Here is a 13,624-nt window from a genome sequence, read left to right on the forward strand (position 1 = left end):
AAAGCATCTTCAGATGCGGGTTACGCCCGCGGCCTCACCGTCACGTATGCCGGACTGCCTCGCCGATTGATGAGCAGCAGCGCAGGTCTATTTCCGGCTTTCTCGATGGCGCCGCTCAAATCCACTGCGGAACGAATCGGTTGCCGGTTTACTTCCTGAATCACGTCACCGCGCGTCAACCCTGCCGCAGCCGCCGGCCCCGCCGCATCCACAGTCTCGACGACGACGCCCTGTGTGCCCGCGGGCAGGCTCAACTCTGAAGCTATTTCCGCTGTCAATGGCATCACGGTCAGCCCTAGTTTTCCTTGATTCGTTGAGCCGGGTTTGATCGACTCTTCTTGTTCGTTACGCGCGGTTTCAGGTTTGAACTCTCCCAGCGTCGCCGTGATTTTTTGTTCGCGGCTGTCGCGGATGAGCGTCAAAGTCACCTGCGTGCCCGGCGCCATATTTGCGATTAGATTTCGAAAGGCATTGCTTTCATTCACCGTCGAGCCGTTCAGCGCAGTGATCACGTCCCCCTGACGAATTCCGGCGCGTTCGGCGGCGCTGGCTTTGAAGACCTCATTGACGATGATGCCTTTCGTCTCAGACATGCCGAGGCTTTGCGCCATGTCCGAATCAACTCGGCGCACGCTAATGCCTAACTGTCCGCGGCGCACGCTTCCCGTCTTGATGAGCTGATCCATGACCGAGCGCACCATGTTCGAAGGAATGGCAAAACCAATTCCGATGTTTCCGCCGGACAGACCGCCAATGATTTGCGAGTTGATGCCAATCAATTCGCCGTTTGTGTTTACGAGCGCGCCACCGGAGTTTCCGCGATTAATCGGCGCGTCAGTTTGGAGAAAGTCTTCGAAGTTGCCGCTGCCGGTTCCCGGCGTCGAACGGCCCTTCGCGCTGATGATGCCCATCGTGACCGTTTGACCGACGTCGAGCGGATTCCCGACCGCCAGGGCCACGTCGCCGACGCGAACTTTGTCTGAGTCGCCCGGGGCTAAGAACGGAAGGCTCGTTTGCGTCACCTTAAGCACTGCTATATCGCTCGGCTGATCTGACCCGACGAGCTTCGCATCAAGGGTGCGACCATCAGTCAGGTCTACTTTGATGTCTTCGGCGCCGTCGACCACGTGATGGTTTGTGATGATGTAGCCATCCGCACTGACAATTACTCCTGAACCAAGCGCGCGCTCGAGCGACTCGCGTGGTTGTTGCGGCTGCTGATCGCGCCGCCGATCGTTAAACCAGTCGCGTAGCGATGGATCATCGAGAAACGGAAATTGTTGCGAGCGCCGCACGCGCTTGTTCGCTTTAATCGTCACCACTGCCGGCGCCACCCGCGCGACTGCGTCCGCATAGGAGTTCTGCGGCGGGGCGTCTGCCACGGGCGCCGAATTTATGGCCGGCGCACCCTGCGAGCCTTTGCAGGCGGCTGAAGAAACTGAGAGGCATACCGCTATTGCGGCGACGCCGAACTTAGTCGCAATCGGTTGGCGAAATAGAAGAACTGAACGCGAAAGGCCCAATGATGTCATAACTCATCTCCCCGGAACGATTTTATGAATTTAGAAGTATGCAGCCCGATTCTAACAGATGAGAGATTAGGGGGAGTAGTTAGGTCCAGCCAGTCGCGGTGGGTCCGTGGATGTTAATTCAGATCGTCAATTTGTAAACCTACCGGCGTAGCGCCGGCGCCTTTGATAGCATCCAGCACTCGCATGACGTCAGCATAGAGAATCGCGCGCGGGGCCTTAATGAAAACGGTCTTTTCTACGCGATCGTTGTCGGGCAAATCATTTCGATCGCGCAATTCGTAACGGAAGGCGCGATTGCGCAGACGCTCTTCGAAAACATCGTGAAGCGCCCCGCTCAACTTAGCTGTGTCAAACACCGAGCCCATGTTAGGCGTGCGGTTGAGCAGGAGCGTCCCGTCGCGGTTAATCGTCACGACTAGTCCCAGCTTCGGCGGTTCGGCGGGCGTTTCGTCCGGCCGGGAAGCCGTCTTCGTTAAAAACCGTGAGGGCTTCAGCGGCGATACCACCATAAAGATGATTAGCATCACCAGCAGAACATCGATTAACGGTGTGACATTGATGTTGGGTTTGGCAGAGTTATCCCTCTCACCTGTCGAGGCGTTCGTTAGCATTCGGTGTGTCCTCCGATCTTCTACTTAGACACAAGCGTGACAGAGAGGTTCCCGTTTTCAACTGGCAAGGGGATCGAACAGAAGCGGAAAGAATTGCCCGTCGATCTTTTCGCCGGACGGAATTGGCGGCAGGCCCTGGAGAAGAGGAGTGTCGGAAGCTGAACACACTCCATCGCGAAACACGTTGAGAACTGCGCCTCGACGCGGATGGTGGCTGCGATTCTCGAACGAGCCGTGCACCATCAGCGGATGATGAAAAGAACATTCGCCGGCCTTCAGTTCAATTGCGACCGGCTTAAATTGTGACTTCTGCTCGGCGCTCAACACGGACTGAATCGCGTTCATGTCGTTCGCGAGGCCGGTGACTGGCAATAGATTCCAGAGATGACTGCCGGGGACGTAATGAACGCAGCCGTTCTCAACGGTTGAATCGTCGAGGCCGATCCAACACGACAAGTGCGCCATCGGCCGCGTCCGCGTCCAATACGAGTAGTCCTGATGCCACGCGACCACGCCGCCATGAGCGGCCGGTTTGCAGAAAAGTTGGTCGTGCCAAAATCTGACTGCGCCATCGATGAGTTGCGACGCAGGCATCACGACCGCCGGGTTCCAAAGCAGATCGTGAAAGCCGGGCGAGATTCGCCACGCACCCAACGCGTGAAAAAGCACCGTCGAAGGATCCGTCGATTCGTTTGAATTAAATTCGTAGAAGAGACGATGGCCCGGATGGCCCGGATCGACCAGCTTTGTTAGGTCGCTCCGCAGCGCTTCGATCTGTTGGTCGTTGAGGGCGCGGATGCCGGCGAGGTAGCCGTTGGCGTGAAAGAACTGAATTTGATCGTCAGTGAGGCGGTACTGATTCCAATCATCGGCCCGCGATGGCAGCGCGAATAGATCCGTGACGGGCCGGTGACGCTTTGAGAGATCCGAGGTCATGGCGCTAACGCATCACTTCATACCATCGATCACAACTCGCGCCACGGTCGGAATGATCTCGCGCTCGTTCGAGTGACCTTCGGTGAATACCGTCAGCACAAACTTCGCGCCGTTGGGCAACTCGACGTAAGCGGTATCGTGACGAGTGGTGCTCGTCCAGCCCGCTTTTGACCAGAGTTTCGCACCGGCGATGCCCTCTAAAGCAATGCCGGTGAATCCATGCCCTTGATCATCCTGGTCTTTCGTCGCGCCGGCGTAATCGCGCTTCAGGAGTTCCATCATTTGTGCGCTGCGGGCTGGGGTGACGGCGCGGCCGGTCACGATTTCCGCGAACAGACGCGCGGTCGCATCAGTCGTGAGCTTGTTTCTGTTCTCGCCCTTCGGGCCGCGCGAGACTTTGTCGCGCCCATACGCGTCTTCGCAGAATGTTTTTTGGTTGATGTTGATGTTCGTGTAGCCGAGCGACGTAAAGTAACGGTTCACCGCATTCCGTTTGTGCTGCCACTCTTCCATTTCCTTGGGCGGCAATTCGAAACCACTCGTCGTCTGCGTCAGGACATCCAGGACGTACTGCGTCGCTTCGTTGCCCGAATCGACAATCATGTCGCGCACCGCGCGCTTGAGTTCGTCGGTCTCCTGAATCTTCTTGTCTTCAAGCCACCGGTGCACGGCAGCAAAGTAAAACAGTTTCACGACACTGGCGGGATAGATTCGTTCGTTACCGCGGAAGCTCGCGGTCACGGGTTTCTGCGGATTGCGCAGGTCAATCAACGTGATCGAAAGCTGACTCTCAGTAAGCTTTTTGTCCGCGAACTTAGCCAGCGTCACCCGCGCCGCTTCATCGACCAGAGCCTGCGGTGTCTGCGGTTTTGGCGGCGCCTGCGCCGGGCCGCTCTGGGGACGGGCGAGTAAAGAGGTTAAGACAAGTGACAAAACAACGGTAGTTTTGATGCGTTTCATTGTTGTTACCTGTAAAGGGGGAAGCTATTCGCCCTGGCCGCGTTGAGCCAAACGCGTCCATAGCCAATAAACGGGAAGTCCGGCAGCGATCAAGACGACGCCGGAGATCGCCGGATTGCGAGCGAGTACGCCAAGGCCTGAGAGCACGTTACCGCTCGCGATCGAACTCAACCCGCTTACAAAGTCTCCACGCGCGCCGAGAAGCGTGCTCGCCAAAATCAAAGTAGCGGACAAGATGAAGAGGATCGGCACCACCGGATAACCCAGCACGCGATAAGGTCGCTCGGCGTCCGGCATCTTGCGGCGCAGCACAAACACGCCCGCGGTGCAGAGCACGTAGAAGATCATCAGCCCGAAGATCGCGTAGTCCGTCAGCGTGTCGAACGAGGATGAAAAGACGATAACGAGGATGCAAGCCCAAACTGCCTGAACGATTAGTGCGCCAGTCGGCACATGCGTGCGCGGCGAGACGTGTGAAAGGCTGCGGGGGAACAGTCCGTCGCGCGCCATCGCGTAGGGTACGCGCGCGCCCGTCAGAATCGATGTGTGCAGCGTGCCGAATGATGAAGAGAGTAACGCCGCAGCAATGAATGTAATCGCGACAGGGCCGAGGAACCGGCGCGCAACCTCGGTAGCTACCGACGAACTGGTCGAAACGCTCGCGACATCAGTTGGCGACATGACGTAGAAGTACGCAAGATTCACAAACAGATAAAGCGCCATGATCAGAAGCGTGCCGCCAATCAGCGCGCGCGGAAGATTACGGCTCGGGTTCTGCACTTCGCCGGAAACGAGCGTGACATTGTTCCAACCGTCATAAGACCAAAGCGCGCCGAGCATCGCCGCCATGAATCCGCCAAATCCAATCTGTGCCGCCGCGCTCACGTTTTGGCAAGTCCCCCCGGCGTTCGCCATTGTCAGATGCGACCAGTCTGCGCCGTCGGCCAACAGAAATGCGCCAATGCCGATGACCAGCACGAGCGCGACTTTGACGGCAGAGAGAATCGAAGCGACGCCGCCGCTGACTTTCACGGCCAGACAATTGATTCCGGTGACGATCAGGATTGAAGCAAGCGCGATGATCTGAACCTTGCCGAAGGGAATCGCGTAACCGAACACATTTGCGGAAAAGAAATCGCCGCCGAGGCGTCCGCCGATCATCGTGTTGAGGAAAAGCGCGAGTTGCACTCCGAGCGCAGCCTGCGAACCGGCTTTGCCGATGAAGAATGACATCCAGCCGTACAGGAACGCCCATGGCCGGCCGTACGCTTCGCGCATGAAGACGTATTCGCCGCCCGCGCGCGGCATCATTGCGGACAGTTCGGCGTAACTGAGCGCGCCCGCCAGCGAAAGCAGCCCGGCGATTACATACACTCCGAGGACTCGGCCCGGCGTGCCGACGTTGCAAGTCATCACGCGCGCTTTGAGGAAGACGCCCGTGCCGATGACGTTGCCGACGACGACTGACATCGCCGCGATCAGCGTCAAGCCGCGCACTAATTGACCGTTAGTAGGTTTCAAGTTTCAAGTTTCAAGTTTCAAGTTCGCTCCTTGAACCTTTCCTTTCAGACCGGATTTTTTCAGATAGTCCATGAGACCAGCCAGCATCTTGCTGATTTCAGTGACAGTAAGATTTAGCGTGGAGAAGATGTCTCGAGTTATATACGATTGGTCGAGCGCTACATAGAGTTGGGATCTGACTTCTCCTGCTGATCCTTTTGCGATAGCTAAAAAGCGGGTGAATTCGCCGGAACCATTTCGCTCGAAACCTTCCGCAATGTTCGACATTATTGAGACACTTGCGCGGCGGATTTGATCCTTTAGGGCGAAGTCTCTCGAAAACTCTTTCTGCGACGTCAATCCGTAAATTTCCTTCGTTAGTTGGCGAGACTTTTGCCAGGCAGCAATGTCCTCAAATCTCTTAAACGTTGACATAGAACACCTCGGGAGAAGGATGAAAATGCCAGTCTTAACTTGAAACCTGAAACTTGGAACTTGAAACTTAGTTACCACACCTCGTTAAATAGCAGATCTTCGTACGAGTCCCGCTTTCGAATTACGTCCGCTTGGCCCCCGGCGCGCACCATCACCGCCGCGGGCAGTGGCCGGCCGTTGTACGGAAACATTTGCGAGAACGAGTACGCGCCCGCATTCAATAGACCGAGCACTTCGCCGGGCTTCACTTCGAGCGGCAGCCGGCGGTAGTCAGGCAGGCGGCCGTGTCGTTCGATGTCGAAATAAACATCACCGGAATCGCATAGCGGACCCGCGACTTTGTACTGCGCATCCAGCGCATCACACGCACGCGACGCCGAAACCAGGTGGTAATACCACTTGTAATTGTTCATCGACAAAAGCAGGTTGTAGCCCGCGTCAGTCAGCAACCACACGTCGCCCGTTTCCGGACGCTGTTTGATGTTGCGGACTTTCGTCAGCAGGACTCCCGTGTCCGCAATGATGCTACGCCCCGGTTCTAAGAGGATCGTGACTTTATCGAGCAGATGTTCCGCCTCGACATCGCGTGCGGACTCGCGAGCCACGCGCAACGCCTCAGTCAAAACAGCCGAGGGTTCGAGGTCCGCGCCCAGCATGTCGCGCTCATGTTCCGGCAATTCATCAGAGTGTGATCGGTCGCGTAAGTAATTCACCGGAATGCCGCCGCCCAGATTGATGTGCTCGAGCGTGTGGCCGGTCTCGCGATAAATCGTCATCAGGTGGTTCCACATGCTCTTGAAAGCTTCGGCGAATGGCTCAACGTCCGGCGTCTGCGAGCCCACGTGAATGTGAATGCCGCAAACATGAACCAGATCGGGATGCTGTAAGCCGCGTCGAAACGCGTCGAGCACTTCTGACGAAGAGATGCCAAACTTTGAAGTCAGCAACGCAGTCTGTAATCCAAGATGCGAGCGTGTGCCAATCTCCGGCACCAGACGCAGCGCGACTCGCGCGGGCGGCAGACCTGAGTTCAATTCCGAGCGCGCGCGCCGCACGGCGTCCTCGACCAACTCGATCTCGTAAATCGAATCAACGTTGATGGCGTAGATGCCCGCACGCACTGCTTCGTCCAGTTCTTCATCCGTCTTGCTCGTGCCGTTGAAGATAATCTGGTCGGGACGAAAACCGGCGCGCAGGGCCTTAAAGAGCTCGCCACCGCTATTCACTTCGATGTCGATGCCTGCGTCGCGCACGGCGCCCAGCACGGACATGTTGGAATTTGCTTTTGAGGCGTAGCAAAACTTGATGGGCCGATCGACTGTTTTTGCCGCCGCCTGCAGACGTGCGATGTTGGCGCGAATGCGCGGCTCAGAAAAGACAAACAGAGGCGAGCCGTATTTGTGGGTGAGCGCGGTGGCGTCAACGCCGCTAATGAAAAGGTGATTGTTCTCGCGCGCTTCGAGAAATCCTGGAATCGTCCAGGCAGGCGCTGTCATTACTGATGGCATAAGAGTTCAGTTTCAAGTTTAAAGTTTCAGGTTTCAAGTTCGCCGGTCAAACTTAAGACTTGAAACCTGGAATTTAAAACTTCGCAGCTTACAACTGCGCGATCATCTCTGCGGGATTCCAATAGGCGCGCACCGTTTGAATCTTTCCGTCTGCGTTTACTTCAAACACGTCGACGCCTTCGAAGTTCACGTTCTTGCCGTTCGCGCTCGTCCCTTTTCCTGTCCACTTAACGGCTGCGCCATCGCCGGCTACGAAAATGGAATCTTCGGTTAAAGCCGCGCTCTTGAAGTTCTTAAAGATGGAATTGAAGAATTCGCGAATCGCATCCCGTCCGGTGACGCCTGGCGAGCCCACCGGATCATAAGTCGTGCCGTCTGCGGCGAAAGTGTTGGCGATGGCTTCCGGGTCCATGGCGCGAATCGCCAAGAAGTATGCGCGCACGGCGCGTGAGACTCTTTCCGGGTCAACCTGTTCGGACATCAATTCTTCTCCGCGTATCTGCATTGCGCGCGAGACGCGCGCGCACCGCTCAGCCGGGCTGTGTTTTCGCGCGCTCCTTTTCCACGAGGACGCGACGCAGGATTTTTCCTGAAAGCGACTTCGGAATCTGATCGATGAACTCAATCTCGCGAATCTTCTTGTACGGTGCGACGCGAGCGGCGACGTAGTCCTTTATTACTTCAGGCGAGGCCTCGGTCTTCAGCACGATAAACGCTTTCGGCACTTCGCCCGCTTCATCGTCCGGGAAGGGAATGACGGCCGCGTCAGCAACCGCCGGATGCGTTACAAGCACGGCCTCGAGTTCCGCCGGCGCTATCTGGAATCCCTTGTATTTGATCAGTTCCTTAACGCGATCGACGATGTAAAAGTGCCCGTCTTCATCGGCGTAACCGATGTCCCCAGTGTGCAGCCAGCCATCCCTGTCAATCGTGCGCGCGGTCGCCTCAGGATTATTGAGATAGCCGATCATCACCTGCGGACCGCGCACGCACACTTCGCCTTCCTCATTCGGACCAAGTTCAGCGCCGGTCGCCGGATCGACGAGTTTGCATTCAGTGTTGGGCGCGGGCGGACCAATCGAGCCCAGCTTCATCTTTGACGAATCAGCCGGACTGCTGTGGGTCACGGGACTGGTCTCAGTCATACCATAACCCTGGCGAATGGTGCAGCCGATGCGCGCGATGCATTCGCGCGTTAACTCGGCGCCCAGCGGGGCGGCCCCGGAAAAGATGGTCTTCAAAGTTGAGAAGTCGTAATTGTCAATGACCGGATCCTTCGCCAGCTTCAGAATAATCGGCGGCACGATGTGCGAAAGCGTCACGCGATACTTTTGAATGTGGTCGAGGAACTGTTCGAGATCGAAACGCGGCATCGTCACCACGGTCGCGCCCATATGCAGGCCCATGTTGAGCACGACGACGAGACCATAGATATGAAAGAGCGGTAGCACGCAAAGCAGAACGTCGTCCCGATTAAAGTAATCGAGCCCGTCCATCTGACGCATGTTCGCCACCAGGTTGTGATGCGTGAGCATCACGCCTTTTGGCAAACCGGTCGTGCCGCTGGAATAAGGCAATGCCACCAGGTCCTCGCGGGGATTGATTTCGACTTTGGGTGGATTGCCGTCGCTTTCAAGCAGCGCCGCGAACGGCTGCGCGCCTTCCGCTTCGCCAAACACAAACAGCTCTTCAATGTTTGCGGTTACGGCTGCCTCGCGCGCTTTCTCAATGAATGGCGGCGCGGTCACCAGGATCTTCGCGCCCGCATTCTTCAGTTGCGCCGCGGCCTCTTCGGCGGTGTACAGCGGATTCAGTGTCGTGTTGATGCCGCCGAGCATGGCGACCGCATGAAACAGAACGCCATATTCGGGACAGTTAACGCTGAAGATCCCCAGCACGTCACCCTTCTTGAATCCTCGCTGCGCCAGGCTGGCGGCCACGCGGCGGACTGCGTCCTCTAGTTGTCCGTAGGTGAGCACGCGGCCGCTCGGGCCGTCGATAAGCGCCGGCTTGTCTTTGATCTGCTGCGTCGAGCCGAAGATGAAATCGGTGAGGGAAACTTCAGGGATCGTGACGTCAGGATATGGTCCGCGAAAAATCATGTTCGGAGTGCGCCGGCTTGACGGCGCTTTGTTTTGCGCATCGGCTTTAGAAAGCGGCGTCAAGCCGCCGCACTCCAAGACGAAAGCCGCGCCACTATACACGATTCTGCTGACCAAACGGCAGCAAAGATGTATAGTGTCGCAACTCAAATCATGGCCCGCGCTGACCGACCACTTAACATCATTTGTTTCGCGACCTTTTTCAAGGGCAGCGACTTTATGTCCGAGTGCAAGGCGCAGGGCTGCAACGTCATCCTCGTCACGAAAGAGAAGATGCTGAACGAGGATTGGCCGCGCGAGGTGCTGGATGAAGTGTTCGCGCTGCCGAACGATGCGCCGGTCGAGTTGTTTCTCGATCTGGTGGCCCACCTCGCGAAGACGCGTCCGGCCGATCGCATTGTCGCGCTGGAAGAGTTTGACGTAGTCGTGGCGGCACTGGCGCGCGAGCACTTGTGCCTGCCGGGCATGAGTAGCTCAATCGCGAAAACGTTCCGCGACAAGTATTCGATGGCCTGTAAAGCGCGCGAAGCAGGATTGACAGTTCCCGAGTTCGTGCCGGCCATCAACCACGATGAGATTGCCGAGTACCTGAAGCGGGTGCCGCCACCGTGGGTTTTGAAGCCTCGTTCGGATGTATCCGCGATTGGCATTCGCAAACTCGACAACGCTGACGACGCCTGGAAGGCCATTGATGAACTGAACCAGCGCGAAGCTTTGCGCGAGCGGGCTTCGTATCACGTGCTCGCGCGTTTCATCCCGGGCGAAGTCTTTCACGTGGATTCGCTGGTCAGCAATGGACGTGTCGCTTTCGCCGGCGTGAACAAATATGGCCGGCCGCCTTTGCAAGTTGCTCACGGCGGCGGCGCGTACATTTCGCAGACTATTCCGCACAACTCGCGCGAAAAGAAAAAACTGTTAGAGATTAATCGACGCTTGATCAAAGCGATGCGCATGGAGATCGGAGCCACGCACGCCGAATTCATCCAGAGCGAAGCCGATGGCGAGTTCTATTTTCTTGAGATCGCCTCGCGCGTCGGCGGCGCCTACATTGCCGACGTTTTAGAGGCGGCTTCGGGAATAAATTTGTGGCGCGAATGGGCGAAGCTCGAGGTCAACGGCGCCAGTCACGGAACACGTTTGCGCCCGCGCCGGGAACACGCCGGGATCGTTCTCTCGCTCGCGAAGCAGGAGTTTCCCGACACGTCAGCCTATGATGATCCGGAGATCGCCTATCGGGTGAAGAAAAAGCATCACGCCGGATTGATCGTGCGCTCGAAGAGCGAGGAGCGCGTGACTGAGCTACTCAACGATTACGCGCGTCGCTTCGAAAACGATTTCATCGCCGTACTGCCGCCGCTTGAGAGGCCTGAGTGATTCCCCATGTCCGTCCCGCCCCATTGGTTCGAAACTTTTTTCCACGGTATCACGCTCGACCTTTGGCGCCGGGCGATTCCTCCGGAACAGGCAACGGCTGAAGCTGACTTCCTGATTCAAAACCTGAAGTGTGAGCCGGGCGCGCGCGTACTGGACGTCCCGTGCGGCAATGGCCGGCTGGCTTTTGAGTTGGCGAATCGTGGCTATCGAGTCACCGGGATAGATCTCGCGGAGGAGTTTATAGAAGAGGCACGTGCGCGCACGGCTGAACTTACAAACCCACCCGCTAACGCAGGTGGTTCTGACCTCAGCGCGTCAGTTGAGTTCATTCTAGGCGACATGCGGCGTATCGAGGGCCTTGGCGTTTACGATGGCGCGTTCTGCTTCGGAAACAGCTTCGGATTTCTCGAGTACGCCGACATGGAGCAGTTTCTGGCCGGCATCGCGCGTGCTCTAAAACCCGGTGCACGGTTCCTGGTCAACACCGCAATGGCTGCCGAATCCGTGTTGCCGGATTTTGAAGAGCAGAGTTGTCACGAAATGGGCGACATCGTCATGACGATTAAAGAACGATACGTCGCTGAGGAAAGCTGCGTCGACAGCGAATACATCTTTGAGCGCAACGGCGAGACCGACTCACGCAAAGCGAAGCACTGGATTTACACAGTCGCGGAAATTCGCAGGATGCTGGAGCGCTCGGGATTCGAGATTTTGAATTGCTTCGGTTCGCTGAAGAGTGAGCCGTTCAAGCTTGGCTCGCGTGAATTGTTTGTGGTGTCGGAAGTCCGTGTCTGAGGTACGCACGCCTCTGGCGTGCTAAGCAGGCCGGAGGCCCGCGTAGCTATACCCGGTGAATCCCCCAGATGTCCACTTCCAACTCTTCCGCGTAATTCAACACCGGCTCTCCCGAAGGCGAAGGCAATCCCAACGTTTCGATCATCGTAGATGAATAGGCGTTCATCGTGGCTTTCTGCAAAGGCCAAGGCGGATGATGAATGCGCGCGCGGTAGAGCTCGCCATCATCTTCGGAATACAGGCAGTAGCGTTCAGTTAGAAAGAACTCGAGCGAGCCGGGATGAGAGTAGGGAACCGTCTTGCCGACATTCCACGAGCCTTTGAAACGCGCGGGCGGTTCATCGGTGCGCTCGAGCGCGTAATCAATCGTCTTACTCCGCTGTTCGAGATCGATGTCCGCGTTGAAGTACGGCAGGTGATAAAACGCGCGGGCGGCCAGCACCGCTGCGACACTGTTACAGTCGAGCGAAAAGAACCAGACGCCGGGCACGCGATCGTAGTGAACGTAAGTGCGGACGTTTAGTTCATGCGCCGAACTTAAACCCGGCACGGGCGGCACGAACGGCGGGAGCGCGCGAATGTCCCACATCGTGAAGGGAATGATTCCGATCCACGCCGTGCCATCGAAAGTGTCAATTTCAAGTTGCTCCGGAATCAGCGGACGCAAAAGTTTTTCCTCAATGCGCCAATGCATGAAGAGGAGCTTGCCCCAGGTCTGATGCATTAAAGGCTGGCCGCTGGGGCGCTCGCGGATCGCGAGACGCTCGAGGTCGGTGAGGTATTTTCGATCTTTCATGGTTGTGTGTCAGTATCCGGAGCGGTAGCGACGGGATCAGGAGTCAACGTAATGCTTTTTTCTTGATCCGGTCGCATCCACCACCCCACGCGGGCTGCCCGCGCGGGGACCCGGTCCGCTCCCGGTACGGACACTGACCCGACCACTCATCTTCCAGACTATTTTTCACAGAATTGCTGAACGGGGGTGAAGAGACTCTCGCAATAGCTATCACCTGCCAGGTCGGCCTGCTGGCATTGCTCCTTCCGCCATTGCGCGGTCTTCATGAACTCTCTTTGCTTTGGCACGCTTTCACAGAACCCCGGCGTCTCGCGACTGTTGTCGAGGCAGATGCGCACGAAAATCGCGTTCGACATGGCTGAGGTAAATCCCTTCTCAGCTTTGTAGCGCGAAATTGTCTCGTTAACACAGCCCTGATTGTCCGTGTTCTTGCCAAAGTCGCGCGCTTCCGTGGTGATGTTATCGAGCTTCCCCTTCAACGCGTCCTTGTTGCGATAGAACCAGATACCGCCGGCGGCAATAACGCCGACCACCAACAGAATCCCAACCATCAGGATGATTAGAAGGACTTTGAGCCAGCCAGGCATAAGCGTATCTCCCGAGCCTTATCTTACACGAGGTGCGTCATTGGCATTTGCCGGTCGATCTCGATTGACGTGGATGGTGGAGCCTGTGTCGTCGATATAGAAATGCCTGGTTCCCGTCTCACGACTTTCGGGATCCGCGTTTACCGTGAACGTCGATTTCTGGCCCGCGCTGGCCGGCCTTACTTTCAGATCAAAAACGTAACCATAAACAATCGGCTTAGCTCCGGCGAATCTTTGACTGAGAAAGCTTGTCTCAACCAATTGGTCGAACGTGCCAAAGTTTCCGTGTTCGGTGTAGTACTGGACCTGAGCGTGGGAGATCGTTTTGAGATTCATCGCGGTAGCTTCTTCATTGCCTGATATGACGGCCTGACCGTGGCCATAAATCGCCAGGCCGACTCCCGCCGCCACCACTCCAACGGCAAATAGGAGTAAACATGCCCCAATTGCGATCAGAATACGTTTGGTACGTTTTGCCATAACTTACT

The 13,624-nt window shown here is 56.8% G+C and carries 14 protein-coding genes; 2 read left to right on the top strand and 12 right to left on the bottom strand.

Annotation, left to right across the window (positions count from 1 at the left end; translation table 11 throughout):
* Nucleotides 1–20 precede the first annotated feature (20 nt).
* The 9 genes from VFX97_14790 to VFX97_14830 all read right to left on the bottom strand — a co-directional run bounded on the left by VFX97_14790 (nucleotide 21) and on the right by VFX97_14830 (nucleotide 9,647).
* Nucleotides 21–1,532, bottom strand: coding sequence for a Do family serine endopeptidase (locus VFX97_14790; protein HEX5704464.1), 1,512 nt, complete (start codon nucleotides 1,530–1,532; stop codon nucleotides 21–23).
* A gap of 113 nt (nucleotides 1,533–1,645) precedes the next feature.
* Entirely contained in the window at nucleotides 1,646–2,143 is a 498-nt protein-coding gene (locus VFX97_14795; protein HEX5704465.1) for a biopolymer transporter ExbD, read from the bottom strand.
* Between the two features lie 57 nt (nucleotides 2,144–2,200).
* On the bottom strand, nucleotides 2,201–3,079 hold the full coding sequence (locus VFX97_14800; protein ID HEX5704466.1) for a phytanoyl-CoA dioxygenase family protein: 879 nt from the start codon (nucleotides 3,077–3,079) through the stop codon (nucleotides 2,201–2,203).
* 12 nt (nucleotides 3,080–3,091) lie between these two features.
* Nucleotides 3,092–4,039 (bottom strand): serine hydrolase, encoded by a 948-nt coding sequence (locus tag VFX97_14805; GenBank protein ID HEX5704467.1) that lies wholly within the window; start codon nucleotides 4,037–4,039, stop codon nucleotides 3,092–3,094.
* Nucleotides 4,040–4,063: 24 nt separating this feature from the next.
* Nucleotides 4,064–5,560 (bottom strand): amino acid permease, encoded by a 1,497-nt coding sequence (locus VFX97_14810; GenBank protein HEX5704468.1) that lies wholly within the window; start codon nucleotides 5,558–5,560, stop codon nucleotides 4,064–4,066.
* 3 nt (nucleotides 5,561–5,563) lie between these two features.
* Nucleotides 5,564–5,974 carry a four helix bundle protein gene (locus VFX97_14815; protein ID HEX5704469.1) on the bottom strand — a complete coding sequence of 137 codons (411 nt, stop codon included), beginning with the start codon at nucleotides 5,972–5,974 and terminating at the stop codon, nucleotides 5,564–5,566.
* Between the two features lie 71 nt (nucleotides 5,975–6,045).
* Nucleotides 6,046–7,470, bottom strand: coding sequence for a diaminopimelate decarboxylase (gene lysA / locus VFX97_14820; GenBank protein HEX5704470.1), 1,425 nt, complete (start codon nucleotides 7,468–7,470; stop codon nucleotides 6,046–6,048).
* Between the two features lie 100 nt (nucleotides 7,471–7,570).
* Nucleotides 7,571–7,963: an SgcJ/EcaC family oxidoreductase gene (locus VFX97_14825; GenBank protein ID HEX5704471.1), complete on the bottom strand. Its 393-nt coding sequence runs from the start codon at nucleotides 7,961–7,963 to the stop codon at nucleotides 7,571–7,573.
* A gap of 49 nt (nucleotides 7,964–8,012) precedes the next feature.
* On the bottom strand, nucleotides 8,013–9,647 hold the full coding sequence (locus tag VFX97_14830) for a 4-coumarate--CoA ligase family protein (protein HEX5704472.1): 1,635 nt from the start codon (nucleotides 9,645–9,647) through the stop codon (nucleotides 8,013–8,015).
* A 156-nt stretch (nucleotides 9,648–9,803) separates the two neighbouring features.
* Here VFX97_14830 and VFX97_14835 point away from each other — a divergent pair, with 156 nt between their 5' ends.
* Nucleotides 9,804–10,958, top strand: a complete 1,155-nt coding sequence (locus VFX97_14835; GenBank protein ID HEX5704473.1) for an ATP-grasp domain-containing protein — start codon at nucleotides 9,804–9,806, stop codon at nucleotides 10,956–10,958.
* Nucleotides 10,959–10,964: 6 nt separating this feature from the next.
* On the top strand, nucleotides 10,965–11,753 hold the full coding sequence (locus tag VFX97_14840) for a class I SAM-dependent methyltransferase (GenBank protein ID HEX5704474.1): 789 nt from the start codon (nucleotides 10,965–10,967) through the stop codon (nucleotides 11,751–11,753).
* A gap of 46 nt (nucleotides 11,754–11,799) precedes the next feature.
* Here VFX97_14840 and VFX97_14845 read toward each other — a convergent pair whose 3' ends face one another.
* From VFX97_14845 to VFX97_14855, 3 genes are all read right to left on the bottom strand, one after another.
* Nucleotides 11,800–12,549, bottom strand: a complete 750-nt coding sequence (locus VFX97_14845; protein ID HEX5704475.1) for a DUF2071 domain-containing protein — start codon at nucleotides 12,547–12,549, stop codon at nucleotides 11,800–11,802.
* Nucleotides 12,550–12,707: 158 nt separating this feature from the next.
* Nucleotides 12,708–13,136: a hypothetical protein gene (locus VFX97_14850; GenBank protein ID HEX5704476.1), complete on the bottom strand. Its 429-nt coding sequence runs from the start codon at nucleotides 13,134–13,136 to the stop codon at nucleotides 12,708–12,710.
* Nucleotides 13,137–13,154: 18 nt separating this feature from the next.
* Complete coding sequence (locus VFX97_14855) at nucleotides 13,155–13,616, bottom strand: hypothetical protein (GenBank protein HEX5704477.1); 462 nt, start codon at nucleotides 13,614–13,616, stop codon at nucleotides 13,155–13,157.
* Nucleotides 13,617–13,624: the final 8 nt, after the last annotated feature.

The sequence above is a fragment of the Pyrinomonadaceae bacterium genome (genome assembly GCA_036277115.1).
In the GTDB taxonomy this organism is placed as follows: Bacteria; Acidobacteriota; Blastocatellia; order Pyrinomonadales; family Pyrinomonadaceae; genus UBA11740.